At 71.1% G+C, this 15,085-nt stretch carries 16 protein-coding genes; 7 read left to right on the forward strand and 9 right to left on the reverse strand.

The window, feature by feature from the left end:
* Positions 1-217 precede the first annotated feature (217 nt).
* Together OHB01_RS22245 and OHB01_RS22250 are read right to left on the reverse strand one after the other, a co-directional pair.
* Positions 218-1,330: a GNAT family N-acetyltransferase gene (locus tag OHB01_RS22245; protein ID WP_328709550.1), complete on the reverse strand. Its 1,113-nt coding sequence runs from the start codon at positions 1,328-1,330 to the stop codon at positions 218-220.
* A 74-nt stretch (positions 1,331-1,404) separates the two neighbouring features.
* Positions 1,405-1,650 carry a DUF2630 family protein gene (locus OHB01_RS22250; protein ID WP_142649815.1) on the reverse strand — a complete coding sequence of 82 codons (246 nt, stop codon included), beginning with the start codon at positions 1,648-1,650 and terminating at the stop codon, positions 1,405-1,407.
* Between the two features lie 276 nt (positions 1,651-1,926).
* Between OHB01_RS22250 and leuA the strand changes: the two genes are divergently transcribed.
* The 3 genes from leuA to OHB01_RS22265 all read left to right on the forward strand — a co-directional run bounded on the left by leuA (position 1,927) and on the right by OHB01_RS22265 (position 4,721).
* Positions 1,927-3,654: a 2-isopropylmalate synthase gene (gene leuA, locus OHB01_RS22255; RefSeq protein ID WP_328855860.1), complete on the forward strand. Its 1,728-nt coding sequence runs from the start codon at positions 1,927-1,929 to the stop codon at positions 3,652-3,654.
* A gap of 366 nt (positions 3,655-4,020) precedes the next feature.
* Positions 4,021-4,314, forward strand: coding sequence for a type II toxin-antitoxin system Phd/YefM family antitoxin (locus OHB01_RS22260; RefSeq protein ID WP_142649813.1), 294 nt, complete (start codon positions 4,021-4,023; stop codon positions 4,312-4,314).
* Positions 4,311-4,721, forward strand: coding sequence for a type II toxin-antitoxin system VapC family toxin (locus OHB01_RS22265; protein ID WP_142649812.1), 411 nt, complete (start codon positions 4,311-4,313; stop codon positions 4,719-4,721). The genes OHB01_RS22260 and OHB01_RS22265 overlap by 4 nt, the downstream gene beginning before the upstream one ends.
* Positions 4,722-4,746: 25 nt before the next feature.
* Here the strand turns inward: OHB01_RS22265 and OHB01_RS22270 are convergent, their stop codons facing one another.
* Positions 4,747-4,983, reverse strand: coding sequence for a type IV toxin-antitoxin system AbiEi family antitoxin domain-containing protein (locus tag OHB01_RS22270; protein WP_328709551.1), 237 nt, complete (start codon positions 4,981-4,983; stop codon positions 4,747-4,749).
* A 44-nt stretch (positions 4,984-5,027) separates the two neighbouring features.
* Positions 5,028-5,726: a TetR/AcrR family transcriptional regulator gene (locus tag OHB01_RS22275; RefSeq protein ID WP_142649811.1), complete on the reverse strand. Its 699-nt coding sequence runs from the start codon at positions 5,724-5,726 to the stop codon at positions 5,028-5,030.
* Between the two features lie 112 nt (positions 5,727-5,838).
* Between OHB01_RS22275 and OHB01_RS22280 the strand changes: the two genes are divergently transcribed.
* The 3 genes from OHB01_RS22280 to OHB01_RS22290 are packed head-to-tail and all read left to right on the forward strand — an operon-like array spanning position 5,839 to position 8,064.
* A complete protein-coding gene (locus OHB01_RS22280; RefSeq protein WP_142649810.1) occupies positions 5,839-6,186 on the forward strand; it encodes a YrdB family protein in 348 nt (115 codons plus the stop codon).
* 10 nt (positions 6,187-6,196) lie between these two features.
* Positions 6,197-7,162, forward strand: a complete 966-nt coding sequence (locus OHB01_RS22285) for an NAD-dependent epimerase/dehydratase family protein (protein WP_142649809.1) — start codon at positions 6,197-6,199, stop codon at positions 7,160-7,162.
* Complete coding sequence (locus tag OHB01_RS22290) at positions 7,159-8,064, forward strand: Gfo/Idh/MocA family protein (protein WP_142649808.1); 906 nt, start codon at positions 7,159-7,161, stop codon at positions 8,062-8,064. The genes OHB01_RS22285 and OHB01_RS22290 overlap by 4 nt, the downstream gene beginning before the upstream one ends.
* 96 nt (positions 8,065-8,160) lie before the next feature.
* Here the strand turns inward: OHB01_RS22290 and OHB01_RS22295 are convergent, their stop codons facing one another.
* On the reverse strand, positions 8,161-9,483 hold the full coding sequence (locus tag OHB01_RS22295; protein WP_328853922.1) for a Glu/Leu/Phe/Val dehydrogenase: 1,323 nt from the start codon (positions 9,481-9,483) through the stop codon (positions 8,161-8,163).
* A gap of 257 nt (positions 9,484-9,740) precedes the next feature.
* On the opposite strand from OHB01_RS22295, the gene OHB01_RS22300 reads away from it, so the two are divergent.
* Positions 9,741-11,324: an alkaline phosphatase D family protein gene (locus OHB01_RS22300; protein ID WP_328853923.1), complete on the forward strand. Its 1,584-nt coding sequence runs from the start codon at positions 9,741-9,743 to the stop codon at positions 11,322-11,324.
* Here the strand turns inward: OHB01_RS22300 and rocD are convergent.
* From rocD to OHB01_RS22320, 4 genes are all read right to left on the reverse strand, one after another.
* On the reverse strand, positions 11,293-12,498 hold the full coding sequence (gene rocD, locus OHB01_RS22305) for an ornithine--oxo-acid transaminase (RefSeq protein WP_328853924.1): 1,206 nt from the start codon (positions 12,496-12,498) through the stop codon (positions 11,293-11,295). The two genes, OHB01_RS22300 and rocD, sit on opposite strands and share 32 nt — an antisense overlap.
* Complete coding sequence (ddaH, locus tag OHB01_RS22310) at positions 12,495-13,349, reverse strand: dimethylargininase (RefSeq protein ID WP_142649804.1); 855 nt, start codon at positions 13,347-13,349, stop codon at positions 12,495-12,497. Before ddaH ends, rocD begins: the two co-directional genes overlap by 4 nt.
* Positions 13,350-13,456: 107 nt before the next feature.
* Positions 13,457-13,906: an Lrp/AsnC family transcriptional regulator gene (locus OHB01_RS22315; protein ID WP_142624257.1), complete on the reverse strand. Its 450-nt coding sequence runs from the start codon at positions 13,904-13,906 to the stop codon at positions 13,457-13,459.
* Between the two features lie 74 nt (positions 13,907-13,980).
* Complete coding sequence (locus OHB01_RS22320; RefSeq protein WP_142649803.1) at positions 13,981-15,012, reverse strand: DMT family transporter; 1,032 nt, start codon at positions 15,010-15,012, stop codon at positions 13,981-13,983.
* Positions 15,013-15,085 lie beyond the last annotated feature (73 nt).

Below are 15,085 nucleotides of genomic sequence, written 5' to 3' on the forward strand. Positions count from 1 at the left end.
CCGAGTCGTGAGTCCCCGCTGTCCGCAAAGTGAACGGCCCGCCTCGAGCAGCGCCTCGACCAGTTCCGAGCCGACGTTCCCGAGATCTTCTCGGGGCGCCCGGACGGTCGGCCGACCGGGTCGTCTCATCCGGAAGATCAGGTAGGCCCGGCGGCGAGACGCTTCACGCGGTTCGCCTCCGAGCCTGGCAGACGTCACCGCCGGCCCGCGCTCCCGGTCAGATGTCGAGCTGCCACTGGTGCCAGGTGTCGAAGACCTCGAAGCCCATCGCCTCGTTGATCGCCAGCATGTGCGGGTTCGCGACGGAGTTCCAGGTGATGACCCGCTCGACCGACGGCTCGCAGGCGCGGAACCAGGTGATGTTGGCCAGCTTGAGCACCAGGCCGAGCCGCCGGCCGCGGTGCGGCGCGAGGACGGTCGTCGAGGACTGGCGGCCCCATCCCTCCGGCCGCTCCGCGTCCACAATGAGCTGGGTGAACCCCGCGGGCTCCCCGCTGGCCGTGTGCCGGGCGATCATCGTGTAGGTCCGCTGGCCCGCCCGCGCGAGCATCTCCTCGCGGGCGCGTACGCGGCCGGCCGTCCACCGCTGATGCTCTATCGCGAGGTCGCCCAGCGGCTCGTCGTTCATGCCCTCCGTGAGGCGGGCCATGTCGCCGAGCAGGTCGGCGGGCGTCGGTCCGACCCACCGTTCGAGCGAGTAGTCAGTGGCGTGCCGTACGGCCCGGGCCCGGAGGAGTTCGAGGCCGGACCAGTCGGCCGTACGCAGGTCGAGCACCAGCCGGGTCTCGGTGGAGGCGGGGGAGAACCCGCGGGCCTTGGCGAACTCCGCGCCCGGCCCGCCGGCCGCGGCCTCGCCGACGAGGACGCGCCTGCCCTCCTCGCGTGCCCGGCCGATGGCGTGGTCGAGCAGCGCGCCGCCGATGCCCTCGCGCCTGCGGTCCGGACGCGTCATCAGCCGGAGCAGGGCGAGGTGGGTGTTGTCGTCCTGCGGGAAGTGGAGGAGGTAACCACCGGTGACCTCGTCACCGCCGCCCTGCCCGCTGCTGGTTCGGCCGTCGTAGGTTCGGGCGCGGTCGGTTCGGGCGCGGTCGGTTCGGGCGTGGTCGATCCGGCCGCTGTCGTCCGCCACCCACGCCTCGCCCCGCTCGCCGCCGGGCCCGCTCCGTACGCTCGCCGTGAACTGCCGCCACGACATAGCCGGGCCCGGATGGTCGCATGCCCGCGCGATGGCGTGCAGACCGGCCAGAGGAGAGTGGTCTGCCGGGCCGTCCGGGTCGTCTTCCTCCTGCGCGGCGTCGTTCTCGTTGGGGCCGACGCGCTTCGTTTGCATGCCGACAAGGATTTCGCGCCCAGTGTCAGGGGCGCGACTGATTTTCACATCGTGGAACAGGGGTGGTGAGGGCGCTATTGCAAGTAGTTCTCGACCTCGTCGGCCGGACGGGGAGAGGCGAAGTCGGGGTCCTCGCCCACGTCGCGCCGGGCGCGGCGCTGGCGCAGCAGGTCCCAGCAGCGGTCGAGCTGCTCTTCCAGCGAGGCGATCCTGTTGTGCTCCTCCTCCGAGGTCAGCTTGCCCGCGACCAGCCGTTCGCGCAGGGCGTGCTCCTCGTCGACCAGGTCGCTGATCCGCCTCAGGATCTCGTCGTCCTTCATGTCGCCTCCTTCGTCACGAGTCACCATAACCTGGGGCTCCGTCTCGAAATGTGATCGGGTGTCTCATGCGGTTGAGGGGGTCTGCTAGTCTGCTTGGCATGCTGCGCGGACTCCTTCTTATCCGCCGCGGCGAGGGCCTGTAAGAGGCCGGCTCCCTCGCCGCGGTGCGAGAGTCATGCGCGTCGGCCGCCCTGGTTTCATCCAACGGCGCCCCTCTCTCACGAACCCGACGGTTGCGTCGTGCCCGGGGATCGCCGTGCGCCCGACGAGGAGCAGATCATGAACGAGCAGCAGCCCAGCCCCATGCCCTTCCATCGCTACACGCCGTTCGAGCCCGTACGGCTGACCGACCGCACCTGGCCCGACAAGGTCATCACCAAGGCGCCCCGCTGGTGCGCCGTGGACCTGCGCGACGGCAACCAGGCGCTGATCGACCCGATGGACGCCGACCGCAAGCTGAAGATGTTCGACCTGCTGGTCCGGATGGGTTACAAGGAGATCGAGGTCGGCTTCCCGGCCGCGTCGCAGACCGACTTCGACTTCGTCCGCCAGATCATCGAAGAGGAGCGCATCCCCTCCGACGTGGTCATCCAGGTGCTGACGCAGGCCCGGCCCGAGCTGATCGAGCGGACCTTCGAGTCGCTGCGCGGGGCCCGTCAGGCGATCGTCCACCTGTACAACTCCACCTCCATCCTCCAGCGCCGGGTCGTCTTCGGCCAGGACAAGGAAGGCATCACCGCGATCGCCGTCGAGGGCGCCAAGCTGTGCAAGAAGCTGGCGGCCGAGATGGAGGGCACCGACATCTACTTCCAGTACTCGCCCGAGTCCTTCACCGGCACCGAGCTGGATTACGCCGTCGAGGTCTGCAACGCCGTCAACGACGTCTGGCAGCCCACCCCCGACCACAAGGTGATCGTCAACCTGCCGGCGACGGTCGAGATGGCCACCCCCAACGTGTACGCCGACCAGATCGAGTGGATGCACCGCAACCTGGCGTACCGGGACTCGATCGTGCTGTCCCTGCACCCGCACAACGACCGCGGCACCGCCGTCGCCGCCGCCGAGCTGGGCTACATGGCCGGCGCCGACCGCATCGAGGGCTGCCTGTTCGGCAACGGCGAGCGGACCGGCAACGTCTGCCTGGTCACGCTGGGCATGAACCTGTTCTCCCAGGGCATCGACCCGGAGATCGACTTCTCCGACATGGACGAGATCCGGCGCGTGGTCGAGCACTGCAACCAGCTCCCCGTGCACCCCCGCCACCCGTGGGGCGGCGAGCTGGTCTACACGGCATTCTCCGGCTCCCACCAGGACGCGATCAAGAAGGGCTTCGAGCACCTGGAGCGCGACGCGGCCGCCGCCGGGGTGCCCGTCGACCAGTTCACCTGGGCCGTGCCGTACCTGCCGATCGACCCCAAGGACATCGGCCGCACGTACGAGGCCGTGATCCGCGTCAACAGCCAGTCGGGCAAGGGCGGCGTCGCCTACATCATGAAGGCCGACCACCAGCTCGACCTGCCGCGCCGCCTGCAGATCGAGTTCTCCCGCGTCATCCAGGCCCGTACGGACGCCGAGGGCGGCGAGGTCACGGCCGCCGAGATGTGGGAGCGGTTCGCCGACGAATACCTGCCCAACCCGGCGAGCCCCTGGGGCCGCCTGGGCCTGCTGGCCCACCGGCACACCTCGACCGTGGACGACAAGGACGCGATCAGCGCCGACGTACGGGTGGACGGCCAGATCCGGGAGATCGAGGGCGTCGGCAACGGCCCCATCTCGGCCTTCTGCGACGCGCTGGACAGCATCGGGGTGCCGGTGCGGGTCCTCGACTACACCGAGCACGCGATGAGCGCGGGCGCCGACGCCAAGGCCGCGTCGTACGTCGAGTGCGAGGTCGGCGGGCCGAACGGCACGCAGGTCCTGTGGGGCGTCGGCATCGACGCGAACACGACGAGCGCCTCGCTCAAGGCCATCATCTCCGCCGTCAACCGCGCCACCCGCGTCTGACGGCTCCCAAGCTTGCAGTGATCCGGCGGGACCCGCGGCCTCACTGCCCTGACCTTGCACAAAATCGCAAGCGTACGCCCTGAACAGCCCACAAAGCTGTCGTGAAACACGCGAAAGGCGGCAACCGGGAGATCCCCGACTGCCGCCTTTCGCATGTCCCGTGACCGACGCGTTCGAGCCGCGTGGCTACCCCCGCCGGTCCCGGATGGCCTCGCCGACGTCGTCGATCTCGGGCGGCCCGCCGGCCGGACCTGCGACCTTTGTGTTCACCGCTGAATGTGTACCGCTACCGAAACAGAGGGTACGCATACGCAGAGTGGTGTACCGTTGACAGACAGGTAGGACCGTGTCGGTTAGCCTGAGGACATGTCGGACGAGGTCGTCAGCGTGGGAGTCCGGGAACTGCGCGACCGGCTCGCGCACTACCTGGAGCTGGTCCAGGCGGGAAACACGGTCGAGATCACGGAGAGGGGGCGGCCGGTGGCGCAGCTCACCGCATTGCCACACGAACGTGTCGTCACCGACCGGCTCGTCGCGGAGGGCCGCATGAAGCCGCCCGAGGTGGAGATCGACTGGACCGCCTGGCATGCCCTGCCCCCCGAACCCGGAGCGCCCGTGCCCAGCGAGGTGCTGGCGGATCTCAGGGCGGACGAGCGGTGATCTACCTCGACTCCTCGGCACTGGTCAAGTTGGTCGTCCGGGAGGAGGAGACGGCGGCGCTCGAGAAATGGCTGGCGGCGCAGAGCGGGGCGGTGGTCGCCTGTGAACTGGCCCGGGCCGAGGTGATCCGGGCGGTACGACCCTGCGGACCTCAGGCGGTCTCCACGGCGAAGGCGCTGATGGCCCGGCTGAGGATGGTGCCCGTGGACACACCGCTTCTCGACGCGGCCGCAGAGATCGGGCCGGCCCGGCTGCGGACTCTCGACGCCCTTCACCTGTCCGCCGCGCGGCTGCTGGAGCGCGCGCTCGACTGGTTCGTGGCGTACGACAAGCGGCTGCTCGCCGCGGCCGAAGAGGCGGGCCTTCCCATCGCCGCACCGGGCTTGCAAGGGGTCGGGCCCGGATAAACCGCTTCCTGTCGCGCCGGCCACCCTACGAGACCTGCCCGCGATAGGCACCGACCTGCGGCAAGAGCTGGAGGACCCGCTCGGCGAACTCCTCGTCCTGCTTCAGGTCCACGTCAGCGTCGGCGTCATCCACCAGATCCGGGTGCGGCGCGCCGGCCAGGCGGTAAACGCCGTGTGCCATGTGTTCGAGGATCCCGGCCTGCACCAGGCGGCTCAGATCGCGGCGGTGCGCACCGTTCAGTTCCGCCTGGCGTGTCGTCACCAGGCCGCACTGCGCCTCGGTGAGATGAGGCGGGGGTGGGGCGGTTATCCGGGCAGGCCGATCAGGCGGGCGAGGCAGGTCATGTTGTGGTCGAACAGCTCGGCCCGGTGGGTGATCGTGTTGTTGAACTGGCCGAAGACCTCGAAGCTGACCATGCCGAACAGGCCCGTCCAGGCGATGATCGCGCGGGTGACCACGTCGTCCGGCACGCCCGGCATCAGTGCCCGCACGACGTCCGCGTCCTGCGCCAGGACCGCGGGCGGCGGCGGGCAGACCGGGGGAGGGGTGAGTTTGCCCGCCTGGTGGGCCTCGGCGATGATCCGTCCGTACACGGCCGTGTCGCGCACGGCCGGCCCCACGGTGTCCTGCGGAGCGGCGTAGCCCGGCACGGGCGAGCCGTACAGCAGGGCGTACTCGTGCGGATGGGCCAGGGCCCACTCGCGTACGGCGCGGCAGACGGCGAGCCAGCGCCCGGCGAAGTCGTCGGTCGGGCAGGCGGCGTCGGCCTGCTCGACGGCCTCTCCGAGGGCGTTGTATCCGTCGATGATCAGCGCGGTCAGCAGGTCGTCGCGGCTGGGGAAGTAACGGTAGATCGCCGAGGAGACCATCCCCATCTCGCGTGCCACCGCCCGCAGGGACAGGCCCCCGGCCCCCTCCGTCGCCAGCTGTCGCCGGGCGATGTCCGTGATCTCCCTGATCAGCTCCGCCCTCACCCGCTCCCGCGCGGTCCTGCTCGCATTCATGAGCCCAGGCTAACAGAGCACCGCAGTGTTCAGAGAGCACTGCTCTTGACGAAGTGCATGCCGATACGAGAGCATTGCTCTCGCAAGAGAGCAATGAACACAAGGAGTGCTGATGCTGACCGTGGCCAAGGGAGCGGTAGCCGCAGTGATGTTCTTCCTGGAGCTGGGCGTGCTGCTCGCGCTGGGCTACTGGGGGTTCACGCGGGAGGTCAACATCCTGATGAAGATCCTCCTGGGGCTCGGCACGCCCGCGGTGTTCGCCACGCTGTGGGGGCTGTTCATGGCGGGAGGCAAGGCGCCGCACCAGCTCCACGGGATCGCCAGGGCCGTCTTCGAAGTCGTGTGGTTCGGCGCGGGGGCGGCGGCCCTGGCGGCCTCCGGGCTCGTCACCGCGGGTGTTGTGTTCGCGATCGTGTACGTCGTGGACGGTGTGCTGCGGCTGCTGACCGATCAGGTCTGAAGGAGGAGTGATGGGCAAGCATGTGATCGTCGGAGCGGGACAGGTCGGCGGCGGGCTCGCCGAGACTCTGGCGGAGCGCGGACACGAGGTCACCCTCGTCACCCGCTCGGGTTCCGGCCCCGAACGCCCCGGGATCTCGCGGGTCGCCGCGGACGCGGCCGACGTCGCCGTGATGCGGCGGGTCACCGAAGGGGCCGACGTGCTCTACAACTGCATGAACCCGCGTTATCACCGATGGCCGATCGACTGGCCGCCGGTCGCCGCCTCGCTGCTGGCCGCCGCCGAGTCGTCCGGGGCCGTCCTGGTCACGCTGGGCTGCCTGTACGGCTACGGCCCGGTGGACGGGCCGATGACCGAAGACCTGCCGCTCGCCGCGACGGGCACGAAGGGCAGGGTCAGGGCGCGGATGTGGGAGGAGATGCGGGCCGCGCACGAGGCCGGCCGGGTGCGGGCCACGGAGGTGCGCGCCTCGGACTACTACGGGCCGCGGTCGTCCGACCAGTCCTACCTCGGCCCCCGGCTCCTGGAGCCCCTGTTCGCGGGCAAGACCGGCCTCGTCCTGAGCGACCCCGACATCCCGCACAGCTACACGTACCTGCCCGATGTGGTGCGCGCGCTGGCGGCGGCCGCGGAGGAGGAACGCGCGTGGGGCCGGCCCTGGCACGTGCCGACCGCGCCGCCCTTCACCATCAGGGAGTACGCCGTGCGGGTGTGCGAGGCGGCCGGCCTCCCGGCGCCGCGCCTGCGGCGGCTGCCGTCGTGGGCGCTGAAGGCGGCGGGCCTCGGGTCGCCGTTCCTGCGCGAGCTGGGGGAGACCCGTTATCAGTTCGACCGGCCGTACGTGCTCGACTCCGCGGCGTCCCAGGCGGTCCTCGGATTCACGCCGACACCGGTCGAGGACGCGGTGAAGGAGACGGTGGTGTGGTGGCGGGGGCGCACCGGCCTTGGACGGGCGGCGGTAGTCTCCCCGGCATGAGAGTCGGAATCATCGGCCTGGGCGACATCGCGGAGAAGGCCTACCTGCCCGTTCTGGCGGCGACGCCGGGCATCGAGCCGCTGCTGTGCACCCGCGACCGGGCGACGCTCGACCGGCTCGGCGACGCGTACCGGATCGGCGCGCGCTTCACCTCCGTGGACGCGCTCGCCGAGGCCGGGATCGACGCGGCGTTCGTGCACGCGGCCACCGGCGCGCACGTCCCGATCGTGACCACGCTGCTGGAGGCGGGCGTGCACGTCTACGTGGACAAGCCCCTCGCCTACGACGCCGCCTCCTCCGCCGGGCTCGTACGGCTGGCCCGCGAGCGGAACAGGTCGCTGATGGTCGGCTTCAACCGCAGGCACGCCCCCGCGTACGCGGCCCTGCGCGGCCTGCCGCGCGACGTGATCGTGATGCAGAAGAACCGGCGCGACCTGCCCGGCGACCCACGTACGGTGATCTTCGACGACTTCGTCCACGTGGCCGACACGCTGCGCTTCCTCGCCCCCGGGCCCGTCACCGACACCGTGATCAGGACCCGGCTGCGCGACGGCCTGCTCGAACACGTGGTGCTGACGCTCGGCGGGGACGACTTCACCGCCGTCGGCGTGATGAGCCGCACCAGCGGCGCGGCCGAGGAGACCTGCGAGGTCATGGGCGGCGGCGGGAAGCGGCGGGTCGTCAACCTCGGCGACGTGGTCGAGTTCGCCGGGGACGAGACCCTCACGAGGCGCGGCGACTGGGTGCCCGCGACGCGGCAGCGCGGCATCGAGCAGGTCTGCCGGGAATTCTTGGACGCGGTCCGCGAGGGCCGCGTCCTCGACGCCGCCGACGCCCTGGAGACCCACGAGCTGTGCGAGCAGATCGTGCTGGCCGCCACGAAGACGGTGGAAACGGCCTGACAGCCCCCCAGGAGCCTCTCCCAAGACGGCCTGACCGCCTCCCGGAAGCCGCATATTCCCGGGAGGCGGTCGTCATCGCCGTCTTTCAGAGGGGCGTCACGGGTAGAGGCCCCGTATGCGGTGGGCCTCGGCCACCCGCTCCACGCCGATCGCGTGGGCGGCCTGGCGGAGCGTGAGGTCACGCTCGGCGGCCAGGTCGGCGACCGCCCGGTAGGCGTTCTCCATCAGGTCGCGGAGCTTCACCTCGACCTCACCGGCGCTCCAGGAGTACGCCTGGGTGTTCTGCACCCACTCCAGGTAGGACACGATCACCCCGCCGGCGTTGGCCAGGATGTCGGGCACCACTGTGACCCCGTTGCCCGCCAGGATCCGGTCGGCCTCGGGCGTGGTGGGCCCGTTGGCGCCCTCCACGACCAGGCGGGCCCGTACGCGCGGCGCGTTGCCGGCCGTGATCACGCCGTCGAGCGCGGCGGGCACCAGCATGTCCACGTCGAGTTCGAGCAGCTCGTCGTGGGAGAGCGCGTCGGCGTCGCGGTAGCCGTGGACCGTCCCGGTCTCGGCGGCGTGGGCGCGCAGCGCGGCGACGTCGAGACCGGAGGGCCGGACGACCGCGCCGCCCGCGTCCGAGACGGCCACGACGCGGCAGCCGGCGTCGGCCAGGTATTGCGCGGCGAGCGCGCCCACCTTGCCGAAGCCCTGCACCGCCACGGTCGTGCCCTCGGGGGAGCTCGCACCAAGGGTCCGGGTCAGCGCCTGCAGCGCGGCGATCCGCACCCCGCGCGAGGTCGCGCCCGCGCGGCCCGGCGAGCCGCCGAGCGCCGTGGGCTTGCCGGTCACCACGCCGGGGGCGGAGTAGCCCGCGTTGGCGCTGTAGGTGTCCATGATCCAGGCCATGGTCTGCTCGTCGGTGCCCACGTCGGGCGCGGGGATGTCCTTTTCCGGGCCGAGGAGCGGCAGGATCTCGTTGACGTAGCGCCGGGTGACGCGTTCGAGCTCGCGGGTGGTCAGCGTGGCCGGGTCCACCGCGACGCCGCCCGTGGCCCCGCCGTACGGGATGCCGACGAGGGCGCACTTCCACGTCATCCACATGGCGAGGGCGGTGACCTCGGCGAGATCGGTGTCGGGGTGGAAACGGATGCCGCCCTTGGCCGGTCCGCGCGACAGGTTGTGCTGCACGCGGTGGCCCTGCACGACCTCAAGGCGGCCGTCCTCACGCCGTACGGGCACGGAGACGGTCAGCGAGCGGCGGGGCGTGGCGAGCATGTGGTGCAGGCCGTCGTCGAGGCCGAGGAAGCGGGACGCCTCTGCGAGGTGGAAGCGGGCGGCGGCCAGGGCGCGCTCACCCGGTGTGGGGGCAGGATGATCGGGGATCGGAGACCGAACCCCCGACGCCGTTGTCGGGAAGTCCGTGATGGTCATTCTGTTGTTCTCCTGTCGGAAGGGGGGCCGTCCCCCCGGGCCCCCGCGCGCCGTCGTCGTTGACGGGCACGGAAGGCGGGCCGGAGGAGCGACATCTGGATCAAACCGTGTGCCGGGTGATCGCGATATAGGCCAATACGGAGATCACCGGGCGGGATTTCGCCGTTCCGGCGCATAGGCGGCGCACGGACCGCGAACGGCGCAGGACACATGGGCGTAAGTCGCGCTTTGCCGTCCGTTTGCAGTAGACAGGTCTCGTGCCGGAACTTGTGCTGGGCCCGCTGCTGCGCCACGTGGACGCGGCCGCCGCGACCGTCTGGGTGGAGACCTCCGAACCCTGCACGGTCCGCGTGCGCGCCGGCGACGCCTGCTCGGAGGAGCGCACCTTCACTGTGCACGGCCACCACTATGCCCTGATCGACGTCGGCGTCGAGAGCCCGGTGGCCTACGAGGTGGAGCTCGACGACCGGCGGGTGTGGCCCGCCGACGGCTTGCCGCCGAGCGTGATCCGCCCGCTGACCCGCCTCGACCGGCTGATCTTCGGCTCCTGCCGCACCAGCGTCCCGCACGAGGAGCCGTACGTGCGCACGCACGGCCCGGACGTCCTACGGGCGTACGGCCTGCGCCTGATGGAGTCGCCGGACGAGCGGCCCGACCTGATCCTGCTGCTCGGCGACCAGGTGTACGCCGACGAGCTGACGCCGGACATGAAGCAGTTCATCGCCGGGCGCAGGGACGACGGACCCGAGGAGGTCGTCGACTTCGAGGAGTACGCCGAGCTGTACCGGCAGGCGTGGTCGGACCCGCCGGTCCGCTGGCTGCTGGCCACGGTGCCCAGCCTGATGATCTTCGACGACCACGACGTCAGGGACGACTGGAACACCTCGAAGGCCTGGCGTGAGCAGATGGCCGAGGTGCCCTGGTGGGAGCGGCGCATCGTCTCCGCGCTCGGCTCCTACTACGTCTACCAGCACCTGGGCAACCTGCCCCCGGCCGACCGGGCGGCCGATCCCGTGCTCGCCGCACTGCGGGCGGGCGACGGCGACGAGGCGCTCGACGCCTTCGCCCGGCGGGCCGACCGGGAGCCCGACTCGGTGCGCTGGAGCTATCACAGGGACCTGGACGGCACCCGGCTGATCGTGCTCGACAGCCGCAGCGCCCGGGTGCTGGCGCCGGGACGCCGCAGGATGCTCGACCCGGGGGAGTGGGACTGGTTCGACAAGCACGCCACCGGCGACTTCGAGCACCTGCTCGTCGGGTCGTCGCTGCCGATCCTGCTGCCCGCGGGGATCCACCACGTGGAGAGCTGGAACGAGGCGGTCTGCGACGGCATCTGGGGCCGCCGGGCGGCGCGGTGGGGCGAGCGGCTGCGGCAGTTCCTCGACCTGGAGCACTGGGGAGCCTTCAGCCGGTCGTTCGAGGACCTCGCGCGGGTGGTGCTGGAGGTCGCCTCGGGCCGCCGGGGCAGGCCGCCCGCGACCGTCCTGCTGCTGTCGGGCGACGTCCACTACTCCTACATGGCGTCCGTACGGCGCCGGGGCGGCGGGCGCGTCCACCAGATCGTCTGCTCGCCCATCCGCAACCCGCTGAGCCGCACGCTGCGCTTCGCCAACATCGTGGCGTCGTTCGGGCTCGCGGGCGTGCTCGGCGGGGTGCTGGCCAGGGCCGGGGGCCTTCCCCGGCCGCCGTTGCGATGGCGCATCAGCAAGGGACCCTGGTTCCCCAACATGATGACCGCCATCGACCTGGCGCCCGGGGAGGCCGCGGTGACGTGGTTCACCGACACCGGCGATCAGGACGCGGTGCGGATCAGGCCCGAGCCTCCCGCAGCACCGCGCTGAGCTGGTCGAGCGCCCACTCCAGGTCGTCCCGGGAGACGACCAGAGGCGGCGCGAGGCGGATCGTCGAGCCGTGGGTGTCCTTGACCAGCACGCCGCGGCGCATGAGCGCCTCGCTGATCTGCCGTCCGGTGCCGAGCGAGGGGTCGATGTCGATGCCCGCCCACAGGCCGCGCCCGCGCACCGCCACCACGCCGGGGCCCATTTCGGCCAGCCGCGCGTGCAGGAACACGCCGAGCTCGCGGGCCCTGGCCTGGTATTCGCCGGTCTTCAGCAGTCCGATGACCGCGTCGCCGACGGCGCAGGCCAGCGGGTTGCCGCCGAAGGTGGAGCCGTGCTGGCCGGGGCCGATCACGCCCATGACGTCGGTGTTCGCGACGACCGCGGAGACCGGGACCACGCCGCCGCCGAGGGCCTTGCCCAGGACGTACATGTCCGGGACGACGCGCTCGTGGTCGCAGGCGAACGTGTCACCGGTGCGGCCGAGGCCCGACTGGATCTCGTCGGCCACGAACAGCACGTTGTTGTCGGTGCAGATCTCCCTGACCGCGGCCAGGTAGCCGTCCGGCGGCACGAGCACGCCGGCCTCGCCCTGGACGGGCTCCAGCAGCACGGCCACCGTGTTCTCGTCGATCGCCTCCCTGACCGCCTCGGCCGAGCCGTACTTGACGATCCGGAAGCCGGGGGTGAAGGGGCCGAAGCCGTCGCGCGAGTCGGGGTCGGTGGAGAAGCCCACGATCGTCGTCGTGCGGCCGTGGAAGTTGTCCTCCATCACGACGATGTTGGCCTGGTCGGGAGCGACGCCCTTGACCTCGTAGCCCCACTTGCGGGCGACCTTGATCGCGGTCTCGACGGCCTCCGCGCCGGTGTTCATCGGCAGGACCATGTCCTTGCCGCACAGCTCGGAAAGGCCGGTCACGAACGCGGCGAACCGGTCGTGGTAGAACGCCCGGCTGGTCAGTGTCAGCCGGTCGAGCTGCTCCCGGGCCGCGGCGAGGATCGCGGGGTTGCCGTGGCCGAAGTTCAGCGACGAGTAGCCGGCCAGGCAGTCGAGATACCGCTTGCCCTCCACGTCGGTGACCCAGGCGCCCTCGGCCGAGCTGATCACGACGGGCAGCGGGTGATAGTTGTGCGCGCTGTGGCTCTCGCTGAGCCGGATCAGTTCCTCGCTGTTCATCGGGTCTCCCTGTTCGGCCGGATCTCGAGGGTGCAGCACTTGGGACCGCCGCCCGACTTGCGCAGCTCACTGAGGTCGACCGGGACGACCTCGAAACCCCGGCGCTTGAGTTCCAGGGTCAGCCCCGTGGCCTCGGCGTTGAGGACGACGTTGCGGCCGTCGCTCACCGCGTTGAGGCCGAGCACCTCCGCGTCCGCGGACGTGGCGATCACGGCGTCGGGGAACAGCCGCCGCAGCACCTTCCTGCTGCCCTCGCTGAACGCCTCCGGATAGTACGCGACGTTGTGGCCGTTCAGCGGGAACAGGGCGGTGTCGAGGTGGTAGAACCTCGGGTCGACCAGGCGCAGCGTGACGACCGGGCGGCCGAGGAACTCCTGGGCCTCCATGTGCGCCGCGACGTCGGTGCGGAATCCCGTCCCGGCCAGGATAACTTCGTCGAGCGTCAGGTAGTCGCCCTCACCCTCGTTGGTGAAGGACGCCTCCAGCGTCTCGTATCCCCGTTCGGCGAACCACCGCAGGTAGGCGGGGCCCTCGGCGGCGCGCTGCGGGTGGGCGAACTTCGCGCCGTAGACCCGTCCGTCCACGACGAGCGCGCCGTTCGCGGCGAACACCATGTCCGGCAGGCCCTCGATCGGGTCGATCAGGCTGACGGTGTGGCCCAGGCTCTCGTACGCCTGCCGGAGGCTCTCCCACTGCCGCACCGCCCTGGCCGTGTCGGTGTCCTTCTCCGGGTGCATCCACGGGTTGATGGAATACGAGACCGTGAAGAAATCCGGCCGGCACATCAGGAAATGCCGGGTAGTGCCCGTACGGCCACGGTCCGTGGCCTCGGTGGCGGGCGCAAGCGTCATCGTCGACTCCAAGCGGAAAACCGGGTGAACGGGACTTCAGCGTAGGAATCCGGAGGCGACAATCCAATGCGCCCGCGTTGCGATCACATGTGGATCGGTTGCGTCTATCACCCGTTTTGCAGCGATCCGTTAATCAGCCGCGACAGCACGATCGAACTCTTCGTGCGGACCACGAACGGCTCGGCCGCCAGGCGCTCGATCACCCGCTCGACGTGCCGCACGTCGGTCGCGCGGATGTGCAGCAGCGCGTCGGCCTCGCCGGTGACCGTGCAGGCCGAGACGACCTCCGGATGCCGGGACACGGCCATGCCGATCTCCGCCGGTGAGGTCTTCCCCCGGCAGTACAGCTCGACGTACGCCTCGGTGGTCCAGCCGAGGGCCGACGGCTCGACCCGGGCGCTGAAGCCGGTGATCGCGCCGCTGGCGACGAGCCGGTCGACCCGCCTCTTCACGGCCGGAGCCGACAGCCCCACTTGAGCGCCTATTTCGGCGTACGTCGCCCGGGCGTCCTCGACGAGGGCCCGGATTATGGCGCGATCGAGCTCGTCCAACCTCACGTGGACCTGTATACAGCCGCCGGGGCCCGGCATGCCCCGCGCCGTGCCCGCCGCCGCCCCGAGCCGGGCACGGCTCAGGTGAGCTGGACCAGCACCGAGCCGACGATGAGCAGGGCGAGGCCGGACAGGCGCGGCGCCGTGAGCGGGCGCCGGGGCAGCCGCAGGAAGCCGTAGTTGTCGATCACGGCCGAGGCGACCTGCTGGCCGGTCACGGTCAGCGCCACGGTGGTGGCGGCGCCGATCGTGGGGATGAGCGTGAAGGTCGCGGTGACGTACGCCGCGGCGCAGGCGCCGCCGAGCCAGCCCCACCAGGGCATCGTGCGCAGCCCGCCGAGCTGCGGCCGGGGGGTGCGGCGCGTCGCCAGCAGGACGAGCAGCACCACGGCGATGGTGATCGTGGCCACGATGAAGCTGATCATCGCGGTGGTCACCGGCTCGCGGATGTCCTTGCGCAGCGCGGCGTTGACCGCTCCCTGCACCGGCAGGACCGCGCCGGCCACTATGCCCAGCAGGATCCAGCCGCTCTGGCCGAGGCCACGGGTCCGGCGTACGGCGGTGGCGGCCGGGGCGGTGGCGGTGGCCGTCGCGCCGCGGCCGGGACCGCCGGACCCGCCGGACCCGCCGCCGGTCGCCGGTCCCGCCGCGGGCGGCGTCTGCGCCGGGCGCTGCCCGCGGATGATGACCGTGATGCCGGCGAGGACCGCGAGCGCGCCGAGCACGATGCCGACGCTGAGCGGCCTGCGCGCGATGCCGAGCAGGCCGAACAGGTCGAGCCCCAGCGACGCGAACATCTGACCGGTCACGAACAGGCCCGCCGCGGCCAGCGCGCCGAGGCGCGGGAAGAGCAGGATCCCGCTGGTGATGTAGAGCGGGCTGGCCAGACCGCCGAGCAGGTGCCAGAACGGCACGCCGGGCGCGAGGCGGATCGCGCCGATGGCGCCGACGGCGGCGGCGAGGAGCGCCAGCAGGGCCGTCGCCACGCCCAGTTGCAGGGTCGAGGCGCCGTACGGCGTCCCCACGGCCTTGTTGAGCTGGAGATTCACCGAGGCTTGCACTGCCAGTAGGCAGCCGGCCAGCAGCGCCGAGGCGAGGAACAGGGCATGCATCGCGATCCCTCTTCTAGAGAACCGGATTCGAAAAGCCGGATCAGAACCGGACATGGTGTCCGGATGAGCGTAA

It is taken from the genome of Microbispora hainanensis, assembly GCF_036186745.1.
In the GTDB taxonomy this organism is placed as follows: domain Bacteria; phylum Actinomycetota; class Actinomycetes; order Streptosporangiales; family Streptosporangiaceae; genus Microbispora.